The 25,622-nt window shown below is 62.9% G+C and carries 25 protein-coding genes and 1 pseudogene; 21 read left to right on the forward strand and 5 right to left on the reverse strand.

Going from position 1 to position 25,622, the window contains the following annotated elements; all coding sequences use genetic code 11:
* Positions 1–24: 24 nt before the first annotated feature.
* Positions 25–798 (reverse strand): peroxide stress protein YaaA, encoded by a 774-nt coding sequence (gene yaaA / locus HA052_RS11270; RefSeq protein WP_166452019.1) that lies wholly within the window; start codon positions 796–798, stop codon positions 25–27.
* A 135-nt stretch (positions 799–933) separates the two neighbouring features.
* On the opposite strand from yaaA, the gene dtd reads away from it, so the two are divergent.
* Both dtd and HA052_RS11280 read left to right on the forward strand, forming a co-directional pair.
* Positions 934–1,386, forward strand: a complete 453-nt coding sequence (gene dtd / locus HA052_RS11275) for a D-aminoacyl-tRNA deacylase (protein WP_081550235.1) — start codon at positions 934–936, stop codon at positions 1,384–1,386.
* Positions 1,387–1,389: 3 nt separating this feature from the next.
* Positions 1,390–2,469, forward strand: coding sequence for an FUSC family protein (locus HA052_RS11280; RefSeq protein WP_166452020.1), 1,080 nt, complete (start codon positions 1,390–1,392; stop codon positions 2,467–2,469).
* Between the two features lie 56 nt (positions 2,470–2,525).
* Here HA052_RS11280 and HA052_RS11285 read toward each other — a convergent pair whose 3' ends face one another.
* Together HA052_RS11285 and gloB are read right to left on the reverse strand one after the other, a co-directional pair.
* A complete protein-coding gene (locus HA052_RS11285; protein WP_081550239.1) occupies positions 2,526–4,337 on the reverse strand; it encodes a lytic transglycosylase in 1,812 nt (603 codons plus the stop codon).
* A 314-nt stretch (positions 4,338–4,651) separates the two neighbouring features.
* Complete coding sequence (gene gloB / locus HA052_RS11290) at positions 4,652–5,416, reverse strand: hydroxyacylglutathione hydrolase (protein ID WP_166452021.1); 765 nt, start codon at positions 5,414–5,416, stop codon at positions 4,652–4,654.
* Positions 5,417–5,429: 13 nt separating this feature from the next.
* On the opposite strand from gloB, the gene HA052_RS11295 reads away from it, so the two are divergent.
* From HA052_RS11295 to HA052_RS11360, 14 genes are all read left to right on the forward strand, one after another.
* Complete coding sequence (locus HA052_RS11295) at positions 5,430–6,155, forward strand: class I SAM-dependent methyltransferase (RefSeq protein ID WP_166452022.1); 726 nt, start codon at positions 5,430–5,432, stop codon at positions 6,153–6,155.
* Positions 6,156–6,201: 46 nt separating this feature from the next.
* The gene (gene rnhA, locus HA052_RS11300) at positions 6,202–6,645 is read left to right on the forward strand and encodes a ribonuclease HI (RefSeq protein ID WP_081550245.1); all 444 of its coding nucleotides are present in this window, start codon (positions 6,202–6,204) and stop codon (positions 6,643–6,645) included.
* 70 nt (positions 6,646–6,715) lie between these two features.
* Positions 6,716–7,435 (forward strand): DNA polymerase III subunit epsilon, encoded by a 720-nt coding sequence (dnaQ, locus tag HA052_RS11305; protein WP_166452023.1) that lies wholly within the window; start codon positions 6,716–6,718, stop codon positions 7,433–7,435.
* The gene (gene ispD, locus HA052_RS11310) at positions 7,432–8,115 is read left to right on the forward strand and encodes a 2-C-methyl-D-erythritol 4-phosphate cytidylyltransferase (protein WP_166452024.1); all 684 of its coding nucleotides are present in this window, start codon (positions 7,432–7,434) and stop codon (positions 8,113–8,115) included. The genes dnaQ and ispD overlap by 4 nt, the downstream gene beginning before the upstream one ends.
* 1 nt (position 8,116) lies before the next feature.
* Positions 8,117–8,593 (forward strand): 2-C-methyl-D-erythritol 2,4-cyclodiphosphate synthase, encoded by a 477-nt coding sequence (gene ispF, locus HA052_RS11315; RefSeq protein WP_166452025.1) that lies wholly within the window; start codon positions 8,117–8,119, stop codon positions 8,591–8,593.
* 113 nt (positions 8,594–8,706) lie between these two features.
* Entirely contained in the window at positions 8,707–9,366 is a 660-nt protein-coding gene (rpiA, locus tag HA052_RS11320) for a ribose-5-phosphate isomerase RpiA (protein ID WP_166452026.1), read from the forward strand.
* Positions 9,367–9,508: 142 nt separating this feature from the next.
* Positions 9,509–10,210, forward strand: coding sequence for a phosphate signaling complex protein PhoU (gene phoU / locus HA052_RS11325; RefSeq protein WP_081550253.1), 702 nt, complete (start codon positions 9,509–9,511; stop codon positions 10,208–10,210).
* Positions 10,211–10,389: 179 nt separating this feature from the next.
* Positions 10,390–11,877: an exopolyphosphatase gene (gene ppx / locus HA052_RS11330; protein ID WP_439823238.1), complete on the forward strand. Its 1,488-nt coding sequence runs from the start codon at positions 10,390–10,392 to the stop codon at positions 11,875–11,877.
* A gap of 7 nt (positions 11,878–11,884) precedes the next feature.
* Positions 11,885–12,964: a magnesium/cobalt transporter CorA gene (gene corA / locus HA052_RS11335; protein WP_166452027.1), complete on the forward strand. Its 1,080-nt coding sequence runs from the start codon at positions 11,885–11,887 to the stop codon at positions 12,962–12,964.
* 453 nt (positions 12,965–13,417) lie between these two features.
* On the forward strand, positions 13,418–14,011 hold the full coding sequence (locus HA052_RS11340; RefSeq protein ID WP_166452028.1) for a fimbrial protein: 594 nt from the start codon (positions 13,418–13,420) through the stop codon (positions 14,009–14,011).
* 384 nt (positions 14,012–14,395) lie between these two features.
* The gene (locus HA052_RS11345) at positions 14,396–15,127 is read left to right on the forward strand and encodes a fimbrial biogenesis chaperone (protein ID WP_166452029.1); all 732 of its coding nucleotides are present in this window, start codon (positions 14,396–14,398) and stop codon (positions 15,125–15,127) included.
* 81 nt (positions 15,128–15,208) lie between these two features.
* Positions 15,209–17,740, forward strand: a complete 2,532-nt coding sequence (locus HA052_RS11350; protein WP_166452030.1) for a fimbria/pilus outer membrane usher protein — start codon at positions 15,209–15,211, stop codon at positions 17,738–17,740.
* Positions 17,741–17,844: 104 nt separating this feature from the next.
* On the forward strand, positions 17,845–18,957 hold the full coding sequence (locus HA052_RS11355; protein ID WP_166452031.1) for a fimbrial protein: 1,113 nt from the start codon (positions 17,845–17,847) through the stop codon (positions 18,955–18,957).
* A 47-nt stretch (positions 18,958–19,004) separates the two neighbouring features.
* A complete protein-coding gene (locus HA052_RS11360) occupies positions 19,005–20,084 on the forward strand; it encodes a fimbrial protein (protein WP_166452032.1) in 1,080 nt (359 codons plus the stop codon).
* A gap of 12 nt (positions 20,085–20,096) precedes the next feature.
* Here HA052_RS11360 and HA052_RS11365 read toward each other — a convergent pair whose 3' ends face one another.
* Positions 20,097–21,002 (reverse strand): SAM hydrolase/SAM-dependent halogenase family protein, encoded by a 906-nt coding sequence (locus tag HA052_RS11365; RefSeq protein ID WP_166452033.1) that lies wholly within the window; start codon positions 21,000–21,002, stop codon positions 20,097–20,099.
* 283 nt (positions 21,003–21,285) lie between these two features.
* Positions 21,286–21,918 carry a bifunctional nicotinamidase/pyrazinamidase gene (gene pncA, locus HA052_RS11370; protein WP_166452034.1) on the reverse strand — a complete coding sequence of 211 codons (633 nt, stop codon included), beginning with the start codon at positions 21,916–21,918 and terminating at the stop codon, positions 21,286–21,288.
* A gap of 142 nt (positions 21,919–22,060) precedes the next feature.
* On the opposite strand from pncA, the gene HA052_RS11375 reads away from it, so the two are divergent.
* From HA052_RS11375 to HA052_RS11395, 5 genes and pseudogenes are all read left to right on the forward strand, one after another.
* Positions 22,061–24,418, forward strand: coding sequence for a heavy metal translocating P-type ATPase (locus HA052_RS11375; RefSeq protein ID WP_166452035.1), 2,358 nt, complete (start codon positions 22,061–22,063; stop codon positions 24,416–24,418).
* A 47-nt stretch (positions 24,419–24,465) separates the two neighbouring features.
* A complete protein-coding gene (locus HA052_RS11380; protein WP_107798446.1) occupies positions 24,466–24,675 on the forward strand; it encodes a heavy-metal-associated domain-containing protein in 210 nt (69 codons plus the stop codon).
* 215 nt (positions 24,676–24,890) lie between these two features.
* On the forward strand, positions 24,891–25,145 hold the full coding sequence (locus tag HA052_RS11385; RefSeq protein WP_166452036.1) for a type II toxin-antitoxin system HicA family toxin: 255 nt from the start codon (positions 24,891–24,893) through the stop codon (positions 25,143–25,145).
* On the forward strand, positions 25,135–25,338 hold the full coding sequence (locus tag HA052_RS11390; protein WP_166452037.1) for an antitoxin HicB: 204 nt from the start codon (positions 25,135–25,137) through the stop codon (positions 25,336–25,338). Before HA052_RS11385 ends, HA052_RS11390 begins: the two co-directional genes overlap by 11 nt.
* Before the next feature lie 77 nt (positions 25,339–25,415).
* Positions 25,416–25,622 (forward strand): annotated as a pseudogene (locus HA052_RS11395) (IS256 family transposase); the annotation flags it as partial.

The following is a 25,622-nucleotide window of genomic DNA, read 5'->3' on the forward strand; positions in this document are numbered from 1 at the left end:
GCGCAGTAGATCGTAAACAGGTTCTTAGGGTAGGTCGCGGCGGAATACCCAGGTGAGTTCGCTGGAGGCCGCCGAATCGAAGGCGTAACCGGCGCTGTCGAAGTGCTTGAGCTGCTCCGGCTGGCTGACCTGATGCAGCGCGGCCCAGCGCGCCATCATGCCGCGCGCGCGTTTGGCGTAGAAGCTGATGATTTTGTACTGGCCGTTCTTGCGGTCCTGGAACACTGGGGTGATCAGGCTGCCGTTGAGCTTGGTCGGCTTCACCGCCTTGAAGTATTCCTCCGAGGCCAGGTTCACCAGTACCGGGTCTTTTCTTTGCTCCAGCACGGCGTTCAACGCGTGGGTGACGGTGTCGCCCCAGAACTCGTACAAGTTTTTGCCGCGCGGGTTGTTCAGGCGGGTGCCCATCTCCAGCCGGTAGGGCTGCATCAGGTCCAGCGGCCGCAGCGTGCCGTAGAGGCCGGACAGAATGCGCAAATGGTTTTGCAGATAGCTCATCTGTCCCGGCTCCAGGCTGGCGGCGTTCAGGCCTTCGTAGACGTCGCCCTTGAAGGCCAGCACCGCCTGTTTGGCGTTGGCCGGGCTGAACGGCGCTTGCCAATCGTGGTAGCGGCCCACGTTCAATTGCGCCAGCGCGTCGCTGATGCTCATCAGCTTGCCGATTTCCAGCGGGCTCTTGGCGCGCAGTACCTGGATCAGCTCGGCGCTGTGGTGCAGAAAGTCCGGCTGGGTGTAGTGATTGGTGGCGGCGGGGGTGTCGAAGTCCAGCGTCTTGGCTGGGGAGATGACCATCAGCATGAGGCGAATCCTTATTGAGCAACCGCCATTGTACTGGACTGCGTCGGGCTTGGCCCGCCGTCGTGACCGGCGGCGCGCTTGGCTCTAGAATGCAGGCCGGGATTTGAATCTATGATGGTTTGGCAAGGAGAGGACATGCGGGTATTAGTGCAAAGGGTGAGGCAGGCTTCGGTGACGGTGGAGGGGCGCGTGACCGGGGAGATCGGTCCCGGCCTGCTGTTGCTGGTGGGCATTGAGGAGGAAGACGGGGCGGAGGATATCGCTTGGCTGACGCGCAAGCTCAGCCAGTTGCGGATTTTCAACGATGAGGCCGGGGTAATGAACCGCTCGGTGCTGGATTGCGGAGGCGAGGTGTTGGCGGTCAGCCAGTTCACCTTGTTCGCCAGCACCAAGAAGGGGAACCGGCCCTCGTATTCGCGCGCGGCGCGGCCGGAGCGGTCTAGTCCCTTGTTCGATCAGTTTGTCGCCGCGGTGGCGCAGACCTTGGGCAAGCCGGTGCCCACCGGGGTGTTTGGCGCGGACATGCAAGTGGCGCTGGTCAACGATGGTCCGGTGACGATCTGGCTGGACAGCAAGACGATGGAGTAAACGATGGAAGGCAGCCGTTGGCGGTCCTGGCGCATTCTATTGACGCCGTATTATCTGAACCTGTACGCCCGGCAGGCGCATGTGCTGCGGGTGGCTGCGGCGTTTTTGGTGGGTTTGGCCTTGAACCTGCTGTTCGAGATACCGCATGGCAGCTGGATGCTGGTGACCATTCTGATCGTGCTGGGCAGCGTGCCGCACTGGGGCGGGGTGAGGCGCAAGGCCTTGCAGCGCATGGGCGGCTCTTTGCTGGGGGCGGCGGCCGGCCTGGTGGCCATGGCCTTGTACCGCCATTCGCCGCTGTCCTGCTATCTGTGGATGACGGCGCTGGTGATGCTCAGCGCCTGGTTCGCGCTGGGCAAGGGCGAGTATCTGGCGCTGCTGGTAGGGTTGACCATGGTGATCGTGGCCGGCCTGGGCAACGAGCCGGTGGAGGCCGCGCTGTGGCGCGGCTTCAATGTGCTGGCCGGTTCCCTGCTGGGCTTGGTGGCCGCCGGCCTGTTCCCTTTGCGGGCGATAGACAGCTGGCGTTTTTTGCTGGCGGACAATTTGCGCGAAGCGGCCACCCTGTATAGCAAGATCGCGCGGCGGCGCGAGGTGGACGCCGGCTTGGCGCTGGAGCGTTTCAACAGCCGTTTGATCCGGATGCGGGCCTTGGTGGCGGCGGCGGTGCAGGAGTCCGGCCTGCCCGCGGCGGGTTTCGACGCCATCCAGCGGCGTCAGCGCGCGCTGTGCAGCCTGCTGGACCGTATGGGCGAGGTGGCCCAGGATACGCCGGCCCTGAGCGATGGCGCTGAACAACGCCGCGCCATCGTGCGCACGCTGATGCGCGCCGCTCACGGCATGCGCTTCAATCAGCCGGCGATGCTGGCGGAGGTGCTGAGCGAGGCGGTCAGTCCGCTGGCGCTGGACAAGCCCTCGTATTGCCACTGGCTGACCGCAGAGTTCAATCTGGTCGCCGAGCATTTGCGCGAGGATTTGGCGCTGCTGCTGCCCAGCCTGATGCAGGTGCCGCCGCCCAGCCGCGGGGTGCTGCTGATGGTGTGGCACTGGCTGAGCAGCGCCAGCCAGGGGCGCAGCCGCTAGCGGCGGGCATGAAAAAAGCCAGGGCGAGCCCTGGCTTTTTCTTGCGGCCCAAGCCCTTACAGGCCCTGGATGCGCACTTTCTGGCCCGGCTGCAGCCGGGTCAACTGGCGGGAATCGTTCCAGCGCTGGATGTCGTTGTGATTGACGCCGAAGCGGCGGGCGATGCTGAACAGGGTATCGCCGCGCTGCACCACGTATTCCGCCGGCACGCTGCCGGTGGCGCGCTGGTTGATCTGCAGGCCGCTGACTTTCAGCAAGGCGTCTTGCTGAGCCTGGCTGGCGCGGCTGTCCGCCAGCAGGGTCACGCTCTTGTCCAAGGTTTTGTTGACGTTCAGCACCTGGCCGACCAGAACGGTGTTGGAATCCAGCTGATTGGCCGTTTTCAAATCGTCCAGACTAAGGTTGAAGCGACGGGCGACGCTGTACAGGGTGTCGCCTGCGGCCACGGTGTAATTGCCGTCGGCGTCGGCCGTGGCTGTTGTCGCGGGCGCGGCCGCCACGAGGACGGTTTTGGCTGGGGCCGGCGGGGCTTCCGGCGCTGCCGCCAGGACAGGAGCGGGCTGGCCGGAGGCCGGCGGCGTCTGAACCTGGGCGACGGGGGTGGCTTGCGGGACGGCTTGGGCCGAGGCGACCATCACCGCCGGCGCGGCGCGCGGCGTTTCCGCCTGCGCCAACAGGGTGGCGCTGTCGCCGCTTTCCGGCAAGGCGGTGTCGGTGGCGTCCAGCGGACGGATGTCGCGCTGATCCTTGCTCATCGCCACCAGCACCGGCTGGCCGGCCTTGAGCGAGCTGCTGCTCAGATTGTTGGCGCTCATCAGTTGGCCGGCGCTCATGCCGTGCTCGCTGGCGATCAGGCTGACGTTGGCGTCCGCGGGCGGAGTGTAGACTTCCCAAGTGAGCAGCGGCTTGTCCCACTTGGCCAGATTGGCCTGGAACTTGTCGGCCTTGGCCGCCGGGATCAGCATCTGGCGGCCGTTTTTGTGCGCGTATACCGGTAGGTTGAAGGCCGGGTTCAGTTCTTTGAATTCCCCGATGGACACGCCGGCCAGCTTGGCGGCGATGTCGATATTCATGTGCTTGCCGGTGGAAACCGCGACGAAATAAGGCTTGTTGGGGAATTTGTCCAAGCGCACGCCGAACTTGGCCGGATCGTTGAGGATGTTGCGCACCGCCAGCAACTTAGGCGCGTAGTTGCGCGTTTCGTTGGGCATGCGGATGTTTTCGTAAGTCACTTCCTGACCGCTGGCCTGCAGCCGGGCGATGGCGCGGGAGACGTTGCCCTCGCCCCAGTTATAGGCGGCCAAGGCGATATTCCAGTCGCCAAACTGTCCGTACAGGTTTTCCAGGTAGTCCAGCGCGGCGCGGGTGGCTTCCATCACGTCGCGGCGGCCGTCGTACCACCAGGTCTGTTCCAGACCGTAGTGGCGGCCGGTGGCCGGCATGAACTGCCACAGACCGGAGGCGCCGACATGGGATTTCGCGGTGGGAACGAAGGCGCTTTCCACCAGCGGCAACAGCGCCAGCTCGGTGGGCATGCCGCGGCGCTCCACCTCGTTCATGATGTGAAACAGATATTTTCTACTGCGGTCCAGCGTGCGGCGGAAGTATTCCGGCTTGCTGGCATAAAAGCGTTCCTGGCGGCGTACGATGTCCGCGTTCACTTCCGGCAGTTGGAAGCCTTCGCGCGCGCGCTCCCAGACGTTGTCGCCGTTGCGAAGCAGGCTGGAGTTCAGCAGCATCATGTCCAGGCCGGCGGCCAGGCCCTCGTCCACGCCGACGGATTGGCGAAACGCCCCGTCCGCATGCGCGGCGGAGGCAAATAAAAAAACAAATGACAGCGAAAGTGCCAACGGGGTGAAGCGATTCATTTGGCGGGCCCGGAATTCTGATTTCGGCTGATGCTAAACAGCCAACATAGGGGTGTCAACCAAAAAACCAAATAACTTCATGTGCTTTGCTGACATATAGGCCATGCAGACTGTCCTGTGCCAGTTATTTTTAACAGTGGCGATCAGGATTCAGTTCCTTGTCATGGTTTCAGCGCTTGTTCACGGCCCGCTGAGCGCTGGCGATGCGGCCTTGAAAACCCCTTTGAAACACTGATGGACAGCGACGTGCTTTCCGTTTTCTCAGTCGTTTTCGCCTTGTTTCGCCTTAACTCGCGAGATCGTGAACAAAGCCCTCAGAAGCGATTTTTCCACTCGCGCAACGCGGCAAAGACTTCGACAACATCATTAAGAGCTTGGCCGCTCCAGTGCGCGACGGACTGACGCACCGCCGGCTCATGCGCTCGCAGGAAAGGGTTGCTGGCGCGCTCCAGGCTGATGGTGGAGGGCAGGGTGGGCTGGTTCTGTTCGCGCAATTTCAGGTCCCGGCTCATGCGGATGGCCAACACCGGGTTGCCGGGCTCCACCGTCAGCGCAAAGCGTAGATTCGCCACGGTGTACTCATGAGCCGGGTAGACCTTGGTGGCGTTCGGCAGCGCGGCCAGTTTGGTCAGCGAATCGTGCATTTGCCGCGGCGTGCCTTCGAACAGCCGGCCACAGCCCGCGCCGAACAGGGTGTCGCCGCAAAACAGCGCGTCGTCGATCACGTAGGCCAGGTGGTTCAGCGTGTGGCCCGGAACTTCCAGCACTGTGGCCGCGCCGAAGGAGAGCTCGACGCGAGCCCCGTCCATCACCGGGCGGGAGACCAAGGCGATGTCGGCCGGGCCGTAGACGGCGGCGTCCGGCCAGTGCGCGGACAGCTCGGCCACGCCGCCGATATGGTCGGCGTGGTGGTGGGTGATCAGGATGGCTTCCAGCTGAAGCCCTTCCCGCTCAAGGAAGGCGAAGACCGGCGCGGCCTCGCCCGGGTCCACCACGACAGCGCGGCCGCTGTGATGCAAAACCCAGATATAATTGTCACTGAAGGCCCCTACCGGGCTGACGGTGAATTTGGCTGGCATAAGGCTTCTCTCAATGAAGAATTCGTTTAGCGACTGGCTGAGCTCCAGCGAATTGGGATGTTATCTGCTGGAGCGGGAGCAGGCTTATTTCGATCGCGCCGTCGCCGACGTGTTCGGCTTTCATGCGGTGCAGCTGGGATTGCCGGAAGTCGATTTCCTGCGCGCCAACCGCATTCCCTGGCAGTGCCGCGTCGCGGATTCCGGGCCGGCGCAGATCCTGTGCGATCCGGAGCAACTGCCGTTCGAAAGCCGCAGCCTGGACCTGTTGGTGATGCCGCATGTGCTGGATTTTACCACTGTGCCGCATCAGGTACTGCGGGAAGCCGAGCGCGTGTTGATGCCGGAGGGCCGGCTGATCCTCACCGGCTTCAATCCGGTGTCGTTGTGGGGCGTGCGCAGGCTGATTCAGGGGCGCGAAAACACGCCGTGGAGCGGCAACTTTCTGTCGCTGGTGCGCATCAAGGACTGGCTGACCCTGTTGGAGCTGGAGCCCGCGAGCGGAGGCTTCATGGGCTACGCGCCGCCGTTTTCCCGTTGCGACTGGGTGCAACGCTTCCGCTTCATGGAGCGGGCCGGGGACCGCTGGTGGCCGCTGGCTGCCGGCGTGTACGGCATTGAGGCGATCAAACGCCAGCGCGGCATGCGTTTGATCCTGCCCAATTGGAAGCAGGCCAAGGCCAAAACCGGTCTGGCGGTGGCCGCCGGCAACGAGCGCCATCACAGCCACAGGGAACCATGAGACAACACAGCAAGCGGGGCGCAAGCCCCGGCAATGACGAGACAGCATGACGACTGAAGACAAGGTAGAGATGTATACCGACGGCGCCTGCAAGGGCAATCCGGGACCGGGCGGATGGGGCGCTTTGCTGCGCTTCAAGGGCAAGGAAAAGGAAGTGTGCGGCGGCGAGGCCAACACCACCAACAACCGAATGGAGTTACTGGCCGTGATCAAGGGCCTGGCCACTTTGAACCGGCCCTGCCAGGTGGTGGTGTACACCGACTCCCAATATGTGCAAAAAGGCATTTCCGAGTGGATTCACGGCTGGAAAGCGCGGGGCTGGAAGACCGCGGCCAAGGAGCCGGTGAAGAACGCCGATCTGTGGCAGCAATTGGACGCCGAACGCAACCGCCACCTGCACGTGGAGTGGCGCTGGGTCAAAGGCCACGCCGGCCATGAATTCAACGAACGGGCCGATCAGTTGGCCAACCGCGGCGTAGAGCTGGCCTGACCCGGCCGCGCCCGCCCTTATTCAGGATTCAGAGCGGCGCCGCCGGCTGCGGCCGCCGCCAGGATAGCGCATGAGACAAATCATTCTCGATACCGAAACCACCGGTCTCGAACACGCCCAAGGCCATCGCATCATCGAATTCGCCGGCCTGGAAATGATCAACCGCAAGCTCACCGGCAAACATCTGCATCTTTACATCCATCCGGAGCGCGACATCGATCCGGACGCCCAGCGCGTGCACGGCATCTCTCTGGAGTTTCTGGAAGGCAAACCCAAGTTCCGCGAGGTGGCAGAGGAAATGGCGGACTTCCTGCGCGACGCGGAGCTGATCATCCACAACGCGCCGTTTGACGTCGGCTTTCTCAACGCCGAATTCGAAAGAGTGGGCCTGCCGTCCATCAAGAACCTGTGCGCCAATGTGATTGACACCCTGCGCGAGGCGCGCGACCAGTTCCCCGGCAAGCGCAATAGCCTGGACGCCTTGTGCGACCGCTTCGAGATCGACCGCTCCAACCGCACCTTGCACGGCGCGCTGGTGGACTGCGAACTGCTGTCCGAAGTCTATCTATGGATGACCCGCGGCCAGGAAAGCCTGGTGATGGACATCGACGTCGATCTGCCCGGCGGCCAGCACGGCGCGATGGATTTCGAGCGCAAGCCGTTGATCGTCAAGCGCGCCAACGAGCGGGAACTGGCGGATCATCAAACCTATTTGAACGATCTGGACAAATCGGTGAAGGGAACCTGCCTGTGGCGCAGCCTGGAGACGCCGGCCGGAGAGGGCGCGTGAGCCGCTATCTGGCGCTGGTGCCGGCCGCCGGCCACGGCAGCCGCTTCGGCGCGCCCAGTCCCAAGCAATACCTGCAGCTGAACGGCAAGCCGCTGATGTGGCATACCCTGCAGGCCCTGGCCGCGGTGCCCGCCGTCGAGGCGGTGGCGGTGGTGATTTCCCCCTGCGACGAGTGGTTCGACGATTTCGACTGGGACATTCCCAAGCTGCAAGTGCTGCGCGTGGGCGGCGTCAGCCGCGCCGAGAGCGTGCGCAACGGCCTGGAGGCGCTGGACTGCGAGGCCGACGACTGGATCCTGGTGCACGACGCCGCGCGCTGCTGCCTGACCGCGGACGCGGTGGAGCGGCTGCTGGCCGAGGTGGGCGACGATCCGGTGGGCGGCTTGCTGGCCCTGCCGGTGCCGGACACCGTCAAGCGCGCCGACGCCGAACAGCGCGTGGCGGTCACCGTTTCGCGCGCCGGCCTGTGGCTGGCGCAAACCCCGCAGATGTTCCGCCACGGCAAATTGCGGGAGGCCCTGCAAGGCGGCGACTTGGCGGATGTGACCGACGAAGCCTCCGCGATAGAGCGCTGCGGCGGCAAGCCGCGGCTGGTGGAGGGCGACGCCCAGAATTTCAAAGTGACTTATCCGCGCGATCTGGCCTTGGCGCGCGCGGTGCTGTCGGCAAGAAAGGATTGATATGTTTCGAGTGGGACAGGGCTACGACGTGCATCAGCTGGTGGCCGGCCGGCCGTTGATCCTGGGCGGCGTGCGTATTCCGCACGACAAGGGCTTGTTGGGCCACTCCGACGCCGACGCCTTGCTGCACGCGATTACCGACGCGCTGTTGGGCGCGGCGGCGCTGGGCGATATCGGCCGTCACTTTCCGGACACCGATCCCGAGTTCAAGGGCGCTGACAGCCGCGCGCTGCTGCGCGAGGCGGCCAAGCGCGTGCGCGCCGCCGGCTGGCGACCGGTGAATGTGGACAGCACGCTGATTGCGCAGCAGCCCAAGCTGGCGCCGCACATCGACGCGATGCGCGCCGCCATCGCCGAAGACCTTGGCCTGGACTTAGGCGCGGTCAACGTCAAGGGCAAAACCAACGAGAAGCTGGGTTATTTGGGGCGTTGCGAGGCGATAGAGGCGCAAGCCGTCTGCCTGCTGACGTCCGTGTAAAACCGCGCCGCGCTTCGCGGTTTGCGGCTCGCAATTGATGACAGGTGTCTGGCGGATCGCCCCGTGCCATAATCCGCCCGGCGCAACACCATCCAAACACAGGAGGCATTACCATGTTGACTCAGGACCAACTGAAGCTGGCCGTGGCCAAGAAGGCCATTGAATTCGTGCCGGAAGACAGCATCGTCGGCGTGGGCACCGGCAGCACCGTCAATCTGTTCATCGAAGAACTGGCCGCGATCAAGGGCCGCATCCGCGGCGCGGTGTCCAGCTCCGACGCCTCCACCGCCCGTCTCAAAGCCCACCACATCCCGGTGTTCGACCTGAACGAAGTGGACGCCTTGCCGGTATACATCGACGGCGCCGACGAAATCAACCACCACCTGCACATGATCAAGGGAGGCGGCGCCGCGCTGACCCGCGAGAAGATCGTCGCCAGCGTGGCCGAGCAGTTCATCTGCATCGCCGACGAAACCAAATACGTCGCCATGTTGGGCGGCTTCCCGCTGCCCATCGAAGTCATCCCGATGGCGCGCAGCTATGTGGCGCGCGAACTGGTCAAGCTCGGCGGCCACCCGGAGCTGCGCCAGGGCGTGACCACCGACAACGGCAATGTGATTCTGGACGTGCACGGCTTGAAGATTCAGAAGCCGGTGGAACTGGAAGAAATCATCAACCACCTGGCCGGCGTGGTTACCTGCGGCCTGTTCGCGCGCCGTCGCGCCGATGTGCTGGTGTTGGGTCGTCAGAGCGGCGTCGAAGAAATCCGTTAACGGCCAGCTCAAAGTCCTGACGGCGCGTACCTGCCTCTGAACAGGCTTGCGCCGCCCGGACGCGGGCAGATGAATTGTCACATCGTCGTCATCTGTCCGCATTAACATAGCGTTTTTTGACAGGTTTTGGTTTGGGGCAGACATGGCAGAGCATATTTCCAAACAGTTCGATATGGAGCTGGAAACCATCCGCACCCGCGTCCTGCAGATGGGCGGACTGGTGGAGCAGCAGATTTTGTCCGCGATGGAAGCCCTGCTGGCAGGCGACATTGACAAGCTGGACAAGGTGATTGCCGAAGACGCGCTGGTCAACGCGATGGAAGTCACCATCGACGACGACTGCCTGCACATCATCGCCCGCCGTCAGCCGGCCGCCAGCGATCTGCGCATCGTGTTCACCGTGATCAAGGTGATCACGGATCTGGAGCGCATCGGCGACGAAGCCAAGAAGATTGCGCGCATGGGCAAGACCATCTATCAGTCGGAGCGCTATCAGGTGCCGCGCTTCCGCGAAATCGAGAAAATGGCGGACTCGGCGCTGGGCATGTTGCGCCGCGCGCTGGACGCCTTCGCCCGCCTGGATACCAGCGCCGCCTTGGAACTGGCCGAGGCCGACCAGGAGCTGGACGAGGATTTCGCCGCGGAGCTGCGTCAGCTGATCACCTTCATGATGGAAGACCCGCGCACCATCAGCATGTCCATCGATACCTTGTTCATCTCCAAGGCGATAGAGCGCATCGGCGATCACGCCACCAATATTTCCGAATACGTGGTCTACCTGGTCAAGGGCAAGGACATCCGTCACACCACGCTGGAAACCAAGAAGCGAGAAACCCTGGGCTGAGCCCGGCAGCGCCGGCCACGGCGACTTGACATGACGGTTTGCCTAAAATGGCGGTAACATTCGGTGTTGCCGCCATTGTCGCGTCTGGCGTCCGTGCCCGCCTCGGCGTTTCAATCCATGACGAATCCACCCCGCGCTCGGCGCGGGCCTTGATAAAGAGAGAAGGGGTGTCTTTGACACTGACCACGCCCCCAAACAACGTGCTCGCCACCATCGATATGGGCTCCAACAGCTTCCGCCTGCAAGTGTCGCGGGTGGTGGACGACCAGCTGTACGCGCTGGACGTGATGAAGGAGACCGTGCGCTTGGGCGCGGGCCTGACCGCCGACAAACAGCTGGACCAGGAAACCCAGGACAAGGCGTTGGCCTGCCTCGCTCGCTTTGGCGAGCGTCTGCGCGGCTTCACCCCGGCCCAAGTACGCGCGGTGGGCACCAACACCCTGCGCGTGGCCAAGAACGCGGCGGATTTCATCGCCAAGGCCGAGCCGCTGCTGGGTTTCCCCATTGAAGTGATCGCCGGCCGCGAAGAAGCGCGGCTGATCTATCTGGGCGCCGCCCATTCGCTGCCGGACACCAAGGAGCGGCGCATGGTGGTGGACATCGGCGGCGGCTCCACCGAGTTCATCATCGGCAGCCATTACAAGGCTTTGGTCACGGAAAGCCTGCCCTTGGGCTGCGTCAGCTACACATTGCGTTATTTCGGCAACGGCAAGCTGACCCAGGCCAATTTTCAGGACGCGATTCTGGCCGCGCGCAATGAGATCCAGCGCATCGCCCATCAATACCAACGCGAGGAATGGCAACTGGCTGTGGGCACCTCCGGCACCGCGCGCTCCTTGCGCGACGTGCTGGAAATCAACGACTGGAGCACGGCCGACATCACCCTGTCCGGGATGGAAAAGCTCAAGGCGCTGCTGATCCGCCAGGGCAGCATAGACGCCATCGACGTCAACGGCCTCAAGGCCGACCGCGCGCCGGTGCTGGCAGGCGGCCTCGCCATCATGATCGCGGTGTTTCAGGAGTTGGCCATCGACAAGATGACGGTGGCCGAAGGCGCTCTGCGCGACGGCGTGCTATACGATCTATTAGGCCGCCAGCGTGAAAAGGACATGCGCGATACCACCGTCGCCCAATTCAAACGCCGCTACCATGTGGACACCGGCCAGGCCGAGCGCGTCACCACGCTGGCCGAGCGTCTGTACCGGATGGTGGCCGGCGAAGATGTGGACCAGGCCATGCTCAAGCGCCTGTTGTGGGCCGCCAAGCTGCACGAGATCGGACTGACCATCTCGCACACCGCTTATCACAAGCACTCTTCCTACATCCTGCAGCACGCCGACATGCCCGGCTTCTCCAAGCGCGAGCAGGCCACGCTGGCCGCCATCGTGCTGGGCCACCGTGGCGACATGGGCAAGATGCGGCAATACATGGAAGACTCCAGCCTGTGGCAGGCGGTGGTGTCGCTGCGGCTGGCGGTCTTGTTCCACCGCAGCCGCAACAGCATCGCGCTGCCGGAAATGCTGGACCTGCGTCAGCACGCCACCGGCTTCGCGCTGACTCTGAACAAAGTCTGGCTGAAAGGCAGCCCGCTGACCGCCAGCGGCTTCAAACAGGAGATTGGCCAGTGGAAGAACGTCGGCTTCGTGCTAGATATCGTGCAAGTGTGACCCGTCCATGCGCCACGCCACGCTAAAAAAACGCATTCCCACGCTGGGCGAAGCGCCCGGCACCTTGCTGTCGGTGGGCGAGGCGAAGTTGCCGGAAGCCTCAATCTCGCTGTTCGAATACGGCCCGGAGCCATTGCAGGAAACCGTGTTCCAGACCGTGTCGGAAGGCCTGGCCCACCAGCCCGGCAGCGGCGTGCTGTGGCTCAACGTCTACGGCCTGCACCAGCCCGAGGTGATGCGGGCCATCGGGCAGCGCTTTGGCCTGCACTCCTTGGTGTTGGAAGACATCATGAACGCGCGTCAGCGGCCCAAGGTGGAGGACTATGGCGATTACTTGTTCGTCGCCAGTCGGGTGTTCGACTACCACCAGCACAGTGAAAACGGAGCGGGCCGGCTGCTGTCCGATCAGATCTATCTGGTCATCGGCCGTCGCTTCGTCCTGACCTTCCAGGAACGCCCCACCGGCGTGTTTGAGGAAGTACGGGAACGGCTGCGCCGCGGACGCGGCCTGCTGCGTCACAAGGAGGCGGACTACCTGGGCTATTCCTTGCTGGACGCGATGATAGACGACTACTTCGGCGTGCTCACCGAGTTCAACGAAAGAGTGGAGCGCATGGACAGCATGCTGCTGCGCGGCCGCGACCAGGGCGTGTTGATGCAGATTCAGCGGCTGAAGCGGGATTGTCTGAAGCTGCGCCGCGCGCTGATGCCGATGCGGGAAATGCTGATCTCGCTGAACCGCGGCGAACACGGCTTCTTCAAGCCGGAAACTCTGGTCTATCTGCGCGACGCCTACGATCACACCATGCATGTGATCGAATCGCTGGAAATGTCGCGCGAGATGGTGGGCGATATGTTGGATCTTTACCTGTCCACTCAATCTCACCGTCTCAACCTGCAAATGCGGGTGCTCACCGTGTTGACCATGATTTTCATGCCGTTGACGCTGATTGCGGGCATTTACGGCATGAATTTCGAATACATGCCGGAGCTGAAATGGCATTACGGCTACCATCTGGTGTTGGCGGCGATGCTGGGCATCGCCGGCGGGCTGGGCTGGTTGTTTTGGAAAAGGCGCTGGCTGTGAGGCCATGTAGGGGCCAGGCAGCCTGGTGAAGCGGCGGGCGTCCGTGTGGTGGCCGCCGATTTTGCTGTTCCTGTTCGACCTGCGTTCCTCCTGCTAATGCTTCAGCCTGCCCGGCGCAGGCTGTTCCGGCTTGCCGCCATCGTGCCGCGTCGTTTTTCTCTTCCCTTCGATAGTTTTTATATTGACCTATCCCGATATTTTTGTGGAGATAGGTTAAATATTCCATTAATCTTAACTAATTAATAGTTGCATTAAAATTGCATCATTATGTAATGGTAATGCTGCGCCATGTTTTTATGACGTTAAAATGGGATAAATCCTATATTTAATAAGCTGATGAAAACATAGAATCCTCACTCAAGATTGTTGGCGTTTTGGCATTGACGCGTTGGCGTCATTCGAATGTCGCAGGTAAATGAGCTGCGGCTTTTCCAATCTGAGGGAGGTTTTGGTATGAAACTATTAAGCAGCAAGCAAGGGAAATTCCTTTTGGCGGCACTGAGCGCCTTGGCTGTCAGCCCGGTGTTTGCCGAGGAGGCCACTAAACTGTCCGGCCAGATCGACTTCACCGGCAAGGTGGTGGCGGACTCCTGCCGCCTCAGCTCGTCCAATGGCGATGCCACCAGCGTCAAGGTGGACATGGGCACGGTGTCGGTGGAAGACATCGGCACGGTGGCGGACCCCAAATTCACCGGCAGCGGCAGCAGCCAAGTGAACTTCAGCATCATCTGCAAAACCGCCAGCAAGGTATCGATGAATCTGGCCGGCCTGGCGCCGGAAGTGGTGAACGGCAACATCCTGCGCGTCAACAACGGTACCCAGTCGCCGGGCTTTGCCCGAGGCGTGGGCATCGCGCTGTACGACAGCGCCGTCAGCACCAACCCCAAGGCCTACGACCTGACCAATGGCGCTTTGCTGAAAGAAGAAGCGGCCGGCACCGCGAATGAAGTTCGCAAGGTCAGTTTTGCCGCCGCCTATGTAGCCAATGGCACGCCTACCGCCGGCATCGCCAATGCCAGTCTGCCGTTTACCCTGACCTACGAGTAAACACTCTGCTTGGCGCCTTCCGGCGCCAAGCAGGACTGGAGCGGCTTGCCGCTGCTCAGAGTCTGTTCAAAGCCTCGCGAGCCAGGGCGGGGCCGTGCGTTGTGGCGGGCACTTGGAGCCTGTTCAAAGCCTAGCAAACTAGGGCGAAGCAGGGTGTTGCGGCTGAGAAAGCGGCATGTACCAGCGGTATATGAGCATTTCAAAGCGGCTTTCTACGTCCTTGTCCAAGGATTCCGCCACAGCGCAGCAGACTTTGAGCAGGCGCTCAACGCGCCATGTCTCTCTACCGCAAGCAGGCTTTGAACAGCCTCTTCCCGGCATCCAGCTATATCCATGGCCACGCCAGCCGCCTTGAAACCCTAGTCCTACCGATGGTCCTATCCAATGAAAACCATTCTCATTTCCCTGCTGCTGGCCATCGCCATGCAGCCGGCCGGGGCCGGCATTGCGCTGAACGGCACCCGGCTTGTCTTCGACGGCGGCAATAAGGAAGCGCCCGTCATCGTCAGCAATCTGGGCGAGGACATCCTGGTCCAGTCCTGGCTGGAGCCGGCCGAAGGCGAGCCGGGCGAGCTGCCGTTCGCGGTGACGCCGCCGCTGGCGCGGTTGCCGGCCAAGCAGCAACAGCTGCTGCGCGTGCTTTATGCCGGCAGCGGCGCGGCCGAGGACCGGGAAACCGTGTTCTGGCTGAATGTGCAGGAAATTCCCCAGGCCGTCAGCGGCGACAATGTGTTGCAGCTGGCGGTGCGCCAGCGCATCAAGGTGTTTTTTCGCCCCAAATCGCTGGGCAGCGGCGCCGCGCTGCAAGCGCCGGAAAGCCTGCGTTGGAGCGTGCTCCGGCAGGACGGCAAGCCGGTGCTGCGCGTGGACAACCCCAGCCGCTACCACGTAACGGTGGTGGATTTGGCGTTGCAAGCCGGCAAGGCCAGCAAAGAACTGGCCAGCGCCTATATGGTGGCGCCCGGCGGCAATGGGCAATGGCCGCTGCCCGCGGCGGCGGCGCAGCTGCGATACGGCATCATCAACGACTTTGGCGGCCACGTGGAATACGCGGTGTCGCTGGAAGCCGGCCAGGACGCGCGTCCGCGCCAGCTCAAGCGCGACGAGGAACTTTGACGGCGATACGGCCATAGGCTGCACGCTACCGATTCATCGCTGGACGGCCTAGCCGTCGGCTCTGTTCGAGTAAGCCCAGTTATGCGTATACGTTCTGATTATTTGTTGCGGTCCGCCATGCCGCGGCGTCGTTCCGTCTTGAAGCCCGGCTGTCTGCTGATCTTGCTGGCGCTGGCGGAGTGGTCGCGGGCGGAGGCGGAGACGCCGGCCGCGCCCACCTTGCTGGCCTTCAATACCAACTTCATCAACAGCGCCGGCCGGCCGGCGGACCTGAGCGCGGTGCTGGGCGCCGGCAACGCCCTGCTGCCCGGCAGCTATCGCGTGGACCTGCTGGTTAATGGCCAATTGACCGGACGCCGCGACGTGGTGTTCGTGCAAGACCCCGTCAGCGGCAGGGTGACGCCCTGCGTGGATGCCGACTTGCTGCAAACCGCCGGCGTGCAATTGCAGAGCCTGACGCCGCCGCTGTCCGCGGACGACTCCGCCTGCCTGGATCTGCCGGCCTTGATGGATCAGGCGGCGGTGGATTACGACTCCACCCGGCTGCAGTTGAAGCTGAGCATTCCGCAAGCCTTTCTGAGCCGCAGCGCGCGCGGGTATATCGACCCGGCGCTGTGGGACGAGGGGGTGGCCGCCGCCTATGTCAACTACCAGTTCAACGCCAGTGAGAGCCGCAGCAGCGGCGTTGGCGGCAGCAATAACCGCAACGCCTTCCTGGGCTTGCAGAACGGCGTCAATCTGGGCGCCTGGCGGCTGCGCAACGACGCCACGCTGAGCTGGGCCGATGGCCAGTCCATGGACGCGCGCAGCAACCGCCTGCTGCTGCAGCGCGACATCACCGCCTGGAAAAGCCAGCTGGCGCTGGGCGAGCAATACACCGACCCCACGCTGTTCGATAGCCTGCGCTTTCGCGGCGCGCAACTGGCCAGCGACGACGGCATGCTGCCGGACAGCGAGCGCGGTTACGCGCCGGTGATCCGCGGCCAGGCGCAGAGCAACGCGGTGGTGGAAGTGCGCCAGAACGGCTACACCCTGTATCGCGCCAATGTGCCGCCGGGGCCGTTCGAACTGACCGACATTTTCCCATCCGGCTCCAATGGCGATTTGGAAATCACCGTCACCGAGGCCGACGGCAGCAAGCGGGTGACGCACCAAGCCTTCTCCAGCCTGCCGTTGATGCTGCGCAAGGGCCGCTGGCAGTACAGCGCCGCCATCGGCGAATACCAGGGGGGGCAGAACGTGCGTCCCGGCTTTGCCGCCGGCACCTTGGTCTACGGCATCGGCGACGACAGCACCGTGGCCGCCGGCCTGCAGTTCAGCGCCGACTTCCAGGCGCTGAACCTGGGTGTGGGCACCAATACGCCGCTGGGTGCGCTGTCGCTGGATGTCACTCAGTCCCTCAGCCGCGTCCAGGGGCAGCGGCAACAGGGCCAGAGCGTGCGCCTGCTCTACGCCAAAACCTTTACCCGCACGCTGACCAACCTGACACTGGCGGCCTATCGCTATTCCACCGATGGCTACCGCAGCTTCAACGATCACGCCAACGATCTGGCCGGCAACAGCCAGGCGCAATTCGGGCGCAGCCGTTCGCGCATTGATCTGACCACCCAGCAGGACCTGGGCCGCGAGCGCCGTTTCGGCAGCCTGTATCTGAACCTGAGCCAGCAAAGCTATTGGGGCCAGAGCGGCAGCACCGGCAGCGTGGGCCTGGGCTACGGCAATAACTGGAAGCGCATGGGTTACAACTTTTCCGTGAGCCAGAGCCGCGACAGCCGCCCCGGCGGCGTCAGCAGCACCCAGGCGATGCTGACCTTCACCGTGCCATTGGGCGATAAGCCGCGCTCGCCCCGCTTGTACTCCAATTTGAGCCACACCACCGGCGGCGGCGCCTCCTTGCAGGCCGGCGTCAACGGGTATGTGGGCGAGGACACGTCTTATTCGGTGCAGGCCGGTCATAGCAGCCGCGACGGCAGCAGCTCCGCCGGCATCAGCGTCAATCACAGCGCCGATTTCATGCAGCTGAGCGCGGCCTACAACGCGGCGCGCCAGTACCAGTCCGGCAGCGTGGGCGCTTCCGGCGCCATCGTCGTCCATGGCGGCGGCGTCAACCTGAGCCGCACCGTGGGCGACACCTTCGCGCTATTGCAGGTGGAGGGGCTGTCCGGGTCTGAGCTGCGCGCCGGCGACGGCGGCAAGCTGGGACGCAATGGCTATGTGGTGCAGCCGTATGCGCAGCCTTATCGCGTCAACTCCCTGAATCTGGATACGCGGCAGTTGGGCGCGGACGCGGAGCTGGACGACACCGTCAAGCAGGTGGTGCCGCGGCGCGGCGCCGTGGTCAAGGGGGTGTTCAAGGCCCGCCGCGGCCTGCGCGCCCAGTTCACCCTGCTGCGGCCGGACGGCGGCACCGCGCCGTTTGGCGCCAGCGTGGAAGACAGCGAGGGCAAGCCGCTGGGCATTGTCGACCCCAAGGGCAAGGTGCTGCTCTTGCTGAAGCAGGATGCCGGCCGGTTGGCGGTGAAATGGCGAGGTGGCCAATGCGTGGCCGATTACCGGCTGCCGCCGGCCAAGGCCGGTCAGTTTTATCAGCGGCGGACCCTGAATTGCGATTAGATCGAAACGAGAAGGCGCAAGAGATGAGATGGATGGTGAACACAATAGGCTGTGGCTGGCGTTGCCGTGGCAGCAAGCGGTGCTGGCATCGCTTAGGGAGGGCGATGGGATGGTGGGGGCCGCTGTGGCTGCTGCTCTGGGTCAGCTTGCCGGCTCAGGCCAGGATCACCAGCTGTGAAAAGACGGACGTCAGTACCCCGATAGAGGGGCCAGGGGATCCGATCAGCAGCAACTCCAAGGCCGGCGATGTGGTGGCCCGCCGGACCTTCATCATCACGACGAAGTATCAGGTGGCTACACCTATTAACAATGATCAGCTGCGTGTCGGGGCGGGTTGGACAGCCGCACCTAGGCCCGATAAATTCGACACCATAGATAGCCAGCTACCTGGGCTGGGGGTACGCTGGCGCCATTTAGATAATGGCCTTGGCGATATCATCCACAGTGGGAATAATCATGCTAATACTTGGGCCCCAGGGGATGACTTTCCGAAAGCGCCGGGAAGCTATTCCAAGGTGAATTTTTTCGTTCAGGAGTTGGTGCTGACCGATCCCAAACTCTATGTCGGGGGAACCGTGGGGCTGGTTTCGGCTGGTTTCAGTATTTATATGTATGGCACAGGTAGCGGCACGAGCCAGAATGTGTCCAAAGGCTGTAATGGATCGTCTACCGGTGTCGGAGCGGACATTAAGTACCCTAAGGGAGTGCACTCCTTTATTGATAACAACTGGAGTGGCGCGACTCCGCCAGTGCTACCCTCGCCCAGTTGCAAGATATCGCTAAATTCGCAACAGCAAAGCGTGTCGATGGACGCGATCAATGTGTCCGGGCTGGGGCGCAAGGACGAGGTGTCCCAGGACAGCGTGTCTTTCAGCATCCGGCTGGAGGAGTGCGGCATCAATGCCAAGCCCTCCATCAATTTCACCGATGCCGGCGCTCCGGAAAACACCAGCCATACGCTGACGCCGAATCATGCCGGCGCGGCTGGCAGCGCTAAGGGCTTGGGGGTTCGATTACGCCGCGGGGGCCAGGCCGATGTGTATTTTGGCCCGCCCGACAGTGCCGACAGCAGCCGCCGCATTGCGCTGGGCACCGCCAGCAGCGGCAATCCGGTGCTGACGCTGGATCTGAACGCTCATTATGTGCGCACCACCGCCGCGCCTATCCAGCCGGGCGCGTTTGCGGCGACGGCCACGTTTGTTGTGTCCTATCCGTGAGTGCCCACTTGCCATGTCTGTGGCTCAAGAAAGAGCTCGTAATAATCATGACACGCTTTTCTGCTCCCCCTTGGCTTCCTGGCGGTTCCGCCGCGCTATTTATGCTGATGTTCTCAAGTTTGTCCATGGCTGGCGCCTGCAAGCCAAGCGGCGGTAATGCCAAACGCTTTGATGTCGCCTTTATCAAAACCTTTACCGATACCAGCGACAATAGCGCTGGCGCCTTATTCGCCAATACCCATAATTGGGATCTGGGCGGTTCCTATCCCGGCAGCTGTACCTGCTGGACCAGTCAGTCCAAGAGAAATATCCACTACACCACCATCATCAATTCTGATCTGCTTGAAGGGGCGGTCAAATCAGTTAATGGCCGCAATGTGCAATTCTATCGCATCAATAAGAATTTAGAGGTGGGCAGCGAGATTTATATTCAGGGAGCGCTTAGAAATTATTTTCCTATTCCTTTTAGCAATCTCGATAATAAGTCGGAGGAGACCGGGTGCAGCGGGACTTCAATGTCGGTTAGTTTTACCTCGGGTAGCAAGGGGAAAGTCCATCTATTGATAAACCGGCCCTTTGTCGGCACCAGTGTGATTCCCGCCACCAAGTTATTTGATTTGTATGCCAGTATGACCATCCCTAGTCCTCCTTCGCTGCCCATTGCCGCCGTGTATTTGAGCGCGGAGGTCACCGTACCGCAAAACTGCAAGCTGGCGCCCGGCCAGCAGACCACCATCGATTTCGGCGAGCTGCTCCCGCCGCAACTGGCTAGCCCCGGCTCGGGTGGGCTAAACGCGGTGAACCGTAGTTTCCAGATCCAGTGCGCCAATATCTCGGCCGGGGTCAAGATTAATCTGGCTTTGGAAGGGCGACCGCATGAGCTGGACGCGCGCTACTTGGAAACCACGCACCAGGATGTCGCGGTGGCAATGGAAAGCGGCGGCAAGCTGGTGGAGCCCAATGTGCCGGGCGCGATAGCGGGGCCACAGCAACTGGTCCCGATCGCGCTGGATTACCCCAGCCAGAAAGCGCAATTCGATCTGTCCGCCTGGCCGGTGAAAATGCGGGCGCGGCCGCAGCCTGGCGCGTTTCAGGGCAGCGCTACCTTGAAGTTCGATTTTGAATAGCGGCGGCGGATACTAGGGCCGGCTCAGCTCCACCGACCACTCCGGGCCGGAGCCTATGCCGCGTTTGGCGGCGTAGCTGTCCCTATTCAGCGCCAGCGATACGTCCAGCAGGCTGTTCAGATAGACCAGCGGCTGGCCGTCGGCCACTTCGCCAAAGGTGCGGCGGTAGGGCGCCACCACCTCGTCCACCAGCTGGCCCTGCTTGAAGAGGCGCACTTTCACCGCGTCGCCGGGGCGGAAGCCCTGGGCTTCGAACAGCGTTTTGGGGATGTTGGTCCACACATTGCCGTATTGCGGGTCCAGCACCGGGATCATGCCCTTGATCCGTTCGCCGGCGGCTTCGGCGCGTTGATAGGGTAGCTTGACCACGGCGGCGGCCGGCAGCGGCGGGCCCACTTCCTCGAATCGGATCTTGCCGGCGGCCAGCCGCGCGCCGGTATAGGCATAGACGTCGCGGCCGTGGAAGGTGTAGGAGTCCGCCGAGCCTTGCAGGCGGTTGGTTTTCTCGTCGATGCGGCGCAGTTCGGCCACGCCATCGCGCTCGGCGATCAAGGTCAGCAGGCCGTTGTTGGGATTGACGAAATAGCGGCCATCCCGGGTTTTCAGCACCACGGACTGGCGTTCGGTGCCGACGCCCGGATCCACCACCGACACGAACACCGTGCCCTTGGGCCAGTAGTTGGCGGTCTGGTACAGCCGGTAGGCGCCGCTCCAGATGTCGTAATCCGGGATCTCGTGGGTGAGGTCGGACAACGTCAGTTTGGGGTCCACCGAGTAGGCGACGCCGCGCATCGCCGACACCGCGCCGTCCTTGAGGCCAAAGTCCGTCATCAGCACCAGCGGCGCGTCCGCGCGCGCCAAGCCGGCCAGCAGCAGGCCGGCGGCCAGCCAGAGGCGGGCGTGTTGGAATAGCTTCATTCTTCTTCTCCTTAGAACCTGTTTACGATCTGCTGCGCGTCGGCGATACGGCGTTGAAAACGCCCTCAAAATGCTCATGTACCGCTTGACCATTCCGCTTTTTCGCTTGTTTTCGCCTTGTCTCGCCTTAGCTCGCGAGATCGTAAACACGTTCTTAGTGTTTTTGTTTCTAGGCGCCTGCCAGCGCCGGGCTTGCTTAGCGCCTGTTCAACGTCTCGCAAGCTAGACGAGACAAAGTGATTTAAACACTCTCGCCGATGCGCAGCAGATATTGAACAGCTTCTTACACCTCGTCCGAGCGCAGCCGCTGCACGCCGGCGGCCAGCATGTGCGCCCAGGCGCTGCTGAGCGATCCGTTCAGATTGATGCCGCGGCAGGCATCGTCCACCACCATGGTTTCCAGGCCGGCGGCGCGCGCGTCCAGCGCGCTCCAGGCCACGCAGTAGTCCGTGGCGAGCCCGGCCAGCCACACGCGCTTGACGCCGCGTTCGGCCAGATAGCCGGCCAGGCCGGTGGGGGTTTGGCGATCCGCTTCGACAAAGGCGGAATAGCTGTCCAGCGCGGGGTTGCAGCCCTTGCGGATGATCAGCTGCGCGAGGCGGGTGTCCAGCTCCGGGTGGAATTCGGCGCCGCGGCTGCCGGCCACGCAATGGTCCGGCCACAGCGTCTGCTCGCCATAAGGCAGCTGGATGCTGTCGAAAGGCTGCGTGCCGGCATGCTGGCTGGCGAAGGATACATGTTTGGCCGGGTGCCAGTCCTGGGTCAGGATCACCCGGTTGAAGAACTGCATCATGTGGTTGATCAGCGGCACGATCTGATCGCCGTCGGCTACCGCCAGTTCGCCGCCGGGACAAAAACTGTTTTGCACGTCCACCACGATCAAAGCGCAATCGTCGCCGTAGCGTTTCAGGGGCATAGCGTTTTCCTGCAAGGGTTCTCAGCCTTTCTTGTTACCACGCGGCCGCCGGCGCGGTAAAGCCCGGCACCGTGACAATCGCGAAAAAAGGGTTTGCCATTAATACCCTGTGGGGGTATATAATTCAACCCAGGAGGTCATCATGACAGCAAGCACCGTGGATTTGCCGATTGAGGGCATGAGTTGCGCGGCCTGCGCCGCCAGGATTGAAAAACAGTTGAACCGGCTGGACGGGGTGGAGGCGGCGGTCAATTTCGCCAGCGAATCGGCCAAGGTTTCGTTCGACCCGGTCAAAACCCCGCCGCAAACCTTGGTGGACACCATCGCCAAGACCGGTTTCGCCGTGCCGCGCCGGCAGGCGGAGCTGGACATCCAGGGCATGACCTGCGCCGCCTGCGCCGGCCGCATCGAGAAGGTGCTGAACCGCTTGCCTGGCGTGTCCGCTCAAGTCAATTTCGCCAGCGAGAGCGCTCGTATCGACTACGTGGCCGGCCTGGCCGACGAGGCGGCGCTGATCGCCGCGGTGAGCCGCGCCGGTTACCAGGCCGCGGCCAAGGCCGGGCCGGGCGACGACACGCTGGCCGCCGAGCATGCGCGCCGCTACCGGCGCGAGCGGCTGTGGTTCGCGTTCTCCGCCTTGCTGACCTTGCCCTTCGTGATTGAAATGGCGGCGATGTTCAGCGGCGGCCATCATGGCTGGCTGCCGCGTTACTGGCAGTTGGCCTTGGCCACGCCGGTGCAATTTGTCGTCGGCTGGCGTTTCTACAAGGGCGCCTGGGCGGCGCTGCGCGGCGGCGGCGCCAATATGGACGTGCTGGTGGCCCTGGGCACCAGCATGGCCTGGCTGTTGTCGGCGGCGGTGACCTTGCTGGGCCTGGAAGGCCAGCATGTTTATTTTGAAGCCAGCGCCTCGGTGATTACGCTGGTGTTGCTGGGCAAGCTGTTGGAAGCCCGCGCCAAGGGCAAAACTTCGGCCGCGATCGAGGAACTGATCCGGTTGGCGCCCAAGACCGCCCGCGTGGAGCGCGAGGACGGCCGGGTGGAGGAGGTGGCGGTCACCGCGCTGCGTCAGGGCGATCTGATTGTGGTGCGCCACGGAGAAACCTTGCCGGTGGACGGCGAGGTGGTGGACGGCGCGGCGGCGCTGGATGAAAGCATGTTGACCGGCGAAAGCCTGCCGGTGGCCAAGCGCGTAGGCGACAGCGTCTACGCCGCCACCCGCAATCAGGACGGCATGCTGAAGGTGCGCGCCACCGGCGTGGGCGGGGATACCCAGTTGGCCGAGATTGTGCGCCTGGTCAGCGCGGCCCAGGGCTCAAAGGCGCCGATTCAGCAATTGGCGGACGTGATTTCCGGCGTGTTCGTGCCGGTAGTGGTGGGCATCAGCCTGCTGACCTTCGTCGTTACCGGCCTGTGGCTGCAGGATTGGTCGGCGGCGCTGATCCACGCGGTGGCGGTGCTGGTGATCGCCTGCCCTTGCGCGCTGGGCCTGGCCACGCCGACGGCGGTGATGGTGGGCGTGGGCAACGGCGCGCGGCGCGGCATCCTGTTCCGCAATGCCACCGCGCTGGAACTGGCCAGCCAGGTGGGGGTGCTGTTGGTGGACAAGACCGGCACGCTGACCGAGGGCAAGCCGCAAGTGAAACAAGTGCTGCCCTTGGCGGCGGACGCGGACTTGGTGCTGCAACTGGCCGCCAGCGTGGAGGCTGGATCGGAACACCCGCTGGCGCGCGCCATCCTGCAACAGGCGCAAGGACAGGGCCTGAGCTTGCTGCCGGTCAGCGGCTTCGCCGCCCAGGTGGGGCAGGGAGTGCAGGCGGAAGTGGCCGGCCACGGCTTGGTGCGAGCCGGTGTGCCCGGCTGGCTGGGCGAGCAGGCCTTGAGCGCCGCCTTGCCCTTGCAACAGGCGGGAAACACCGTGGTGGCGGTGGCGCGCGGCGAGGAGCTGTTGGGCCTGTTGGCCATTGCCGACCGCATCCGCCCCAGCTCGGCCCTGGCGGTGGCGCAGTTGCAGGCCATGGGCATACGGGTGGCGATGCTGACCGGGGACAATCCGGCCACCGCCGCCGGCATCGCCGCGGAGGCGGGCATCCGCGACTACCGCGCCGAGGTGAAGCCGCAGGACAAGGCGGCGGAAGTGCGGCGTTGGCAGGCGCAGGGCTTTAAGGTGGCGATGATGGGCGATGGCGTCAACGACGCGCCGGCGTTGGCCGCCGCCGACGTCAGCCTGGCGATGGGCGCCGGCTCGGACGTGGCGATAGAGGCCGCCGACATCACCCTGATGCACGGCGACCTGATGCACGCGGTGGACGCGATTCGGTTGTCGCGCGCCAGCCTGCGCAAAATCCGGCAGAATCTGCTGTTCGCCTTCATCTACAACGTGATGGGGATTCCGCTGGCGGCGCTGGGCATGTTGAACCCGGTGATCGCCGGCGCGGCGATGGCGATGAGTTCGGTATCGGTGGTGAGTAATTCGCTGTTGTTGAGGCGCTGGAAATAAGGCGGCATCGGCGCTAGCGGAGTTTTGAATTTTTTCAGGAGAAAGTAATGCCAGAATTGATCATGAAAGTGGATGGCATGACCTGCCAGGGTTGCGTGAAAAGCGTCAGCGGCGTGCTCAGCGGCATGGCCGGCGTCAGCGAGGCCGAGGTCAGCCTGGAGGCAAAGCAGGCCAAGGTGGTGTACGACGCGGAGATCGTGTCGCCGGAGGAACTGGCGGCGGCGGTGGAGGACGCGGGTTTCGACGTGACGCGCTGAGTGTTAAACGGCGGCGAAGCGGAACAGGGCATGGCTTGCGGGCCATGCCCTGTTTCATTGTGCGCCATGGCGGGGCGTTGACCGAGCACCCGCGATTTTCAGAGGCGTGGACGTCGGCTGGCTGACGGCAATGTATTGTTTTTCAATGATCTTGCCGGCTTGACGGTTTAGGGGGAGGGTGCCAGCATCAAGCTATACTTGGCTGGTAGAGGTCAATGATGACTGTCGAGAAAACCATAGGGAAAATGAGGACATCGGCGGGCAATATCAGTTTTGATGAACTTGTGGCCGTGTGTGATGCCCTTTTCGGTAAAGGGCGCGTTAAGGGCAGCCATCATATCTACAAGATCCCGGGAATTCCAGGAGGCGTTAATATTCAAGACAATGGCCACGGCAAAGCGAAAGCGTACCAGGTGAAGCAGGTGCTGAAGGCTATTGAGAAGGTTAAAGGAGCAGAAGATGGACTATAGACACTACTCGTACCGAGTGGTCTGGTCGCCGGAAGACGAGGAGTATGTTGGGCTCTGCGACGAGTTTCCCTTGCTGTCGCATCTGGACAGGTCGCAGGAAAAGGCCTTGCACGGCATTGTCTTATTGGTAAAGGACGTATACGAGCAGATGAAGGAAGAGCGCCAGCCTCTACCGGAGCGCCTGAGCGCTTGAATCGACGAGCCTGTCAGATTTTCTGTGTGCATGAGGTCATGAGATGATACCGAAAGGGACGCTACATGACCGTTGCAATGACCACCAAGAAACTCAAGAAACTCAAGGCACCCAAGCTCATTCCTGACGAACTGATCGACCAACTTCTGGCGCAGGCCGAAGGTAAGGACGCCGAATCGATCCTCGGCGAATCGGGCTTGGCCGGCCTCCTCAAGAAGCAGCTCGCTGAGCGTATGCTAGCCGCCGAGCTGACCCATCATCTGGCCACCGAGACCGTGCAGGGC

The sequence above is a fragment of the Chromobacterium fluminis genome, assembly GCF_011602385.1.
Taxonomy (GTDB): Bacteria; Pseudomonadota; Gammaproteobacteria; order Burkholderiales; family Chromobacteriaceae; genus Chromobacterium; species Chromobacterium fluminis.

Bases quoted from the DNA above. Each gene is read 5' to 3' on its own strand.
- HA052_RS11340 (WP_166452028.1), top strand. From the start codon at position 13,418: ATGAAACTATTAAGCAGCAAGCAAGGGAAATTCCTTTTGGCGGCACTG.
- HA052_RS11285 (WP_081550239.1), bottom strand. From the start codon at position 4,337: ATGAATCGCTTCACCCCGTTGGCACTTTCGCTGTCATTTGTTTTTTTA.
- HA052_RS11295 (WP_166452022.1), top strand. From the start codon at position 5,430: ATGAAGAATTCGTTTAGCGACTGGCTGAGCTCCAGCGAATTGGGATGT.
- ispF (WP_166452025.1), top strand. From the start codon at position 8,117: ATGTTTCGAGTGGGACAGGGCTACGACGTGCATCAGCTGGTGGCCGGC.
- corA (WP_166452027.1), top strand. From the start codon at position 11,885: ATGCGCCACGCCACGCTAAAAAAACGCATTCCCACGCTGGGCGAAGCG.
- HA052_RS11390 (WP_166452037.1), top strand. From the start codon at position 25,135: ATGGACTATAGACACTACTCGTACCGAGTGGTCTGGTCGCCGGAAGAC.
- dnaQ (WP_166452023.1), top strand. From the start codon at position 6,716: ATGAGACAAATCATTCTCGATACCGAAACCACCGGTCTCGAACACGCC.
- yaaA (WP_166452019.1), bottom strand. From the start codon at position 798: ATGCTGATGGTCATCTCCCCAGCCAAGACGCTGGACTTCGACACCCCC.
- pncA (WP_166452034.1), bottom strand. From the start codon at position 21,918: ATGCCCCTGAAACGCTACGGCGACGATTGCGCTTTGATCGTGGTGGAC.
- HA052_RS11355 (WP_166452031.1), top strand. From the start codon at position 17,845: ATGGGATGGTGGGGGCCGCTGTGGCTGCTGCTCTGGGTCAGCTTGCCG.
- HA052_RS11365 (WP_166452033.1), bottom strand. From the start codon at position 21,002: ATGAAGCTATTCCAACACGCCCGCCTCTGGCTGGCCGCCGGCCTGCTG.
- HA052_RS11375 (WP_166452035.1), top strand. From the start codon at position 22,061: ATGACAGCAAGCACCGTGGATTTGCCGATTGAGGGCATGAGTTGCGCG.
- HA052_RS11350 (WP_166452030.1), top strand. From the start codon at position 15,209: ATGCGTATACGTTCTGATTATTTGTTGCGGTCCGCCATGCCGCGGCGT.
- dtd (WP_081550235.1), top strand. From the start codon at position 934: ATGCGGGTATTAGTGCAAAGGGTGAGGCAGGCTTCGGTGACGGTGGAG.
- HA052_RS11280 (WP_166452020.1), top strand. From the start codon at position 1,390: ATGGAAGGCAGCCGTTGGCGGTCCTGGCGCATTCTATTGACGCCGTAT.
- rnhA (WP_081550245.1), top strand. From the start codon at position 6,202: ATGACGACTGAAGACAAGGTAGAGATGTATACCGACGGCGCCTGCAAG.
- HA052_RS11360 (WP_166452032.1), top strand. From the start codon at position 19,005: ATGACACGCTTTTCTGCTCCCCCTTGGCTTCCTGGCGGTTCCGCCGCG.
- HA052_RS11380 (WP_107798446.1), top strand. From the start codon at position 24,466: ATGCCAGAATTGATCATGAAAGTGGATGGCATGACCTGCCAGGGTTGC.
- HA052_RS11345 (WP_166452029.1), top strand. From the start codon at position 14,396: ATGAAAACCATTCTCATTTCCCTGCTGCTGGCCATCGCCATGCAGCCG.
- gloB (WP_166452021.1), bottom strand. From the start codon at position 5,416: ATGCCAGCCAAATTCACCGTCAGCCCGGTAGGGGCCTTCAGTGACAAT.
- phoU (WP_081550253.1), top strand. From the start codon at position 9,509: ATGGCAGAGCATATTTCCAAACAGTTCGATATGGAGCTGGAAACCATC.
- HA052_RS11385 (WP_166452036.1), top strand. From the start codon at position 24,891: ATGATGACTGTCGAGAAAACCATAGGGAAAATGAGGACATCGGCGGGC.
- rpiA (WP_166452026.1), top strand. From the start codon at position 8,707: ATGTTGACTCAGGACCAACTGAAGCTGGCCGTGGCCAAGAAGGCCATT.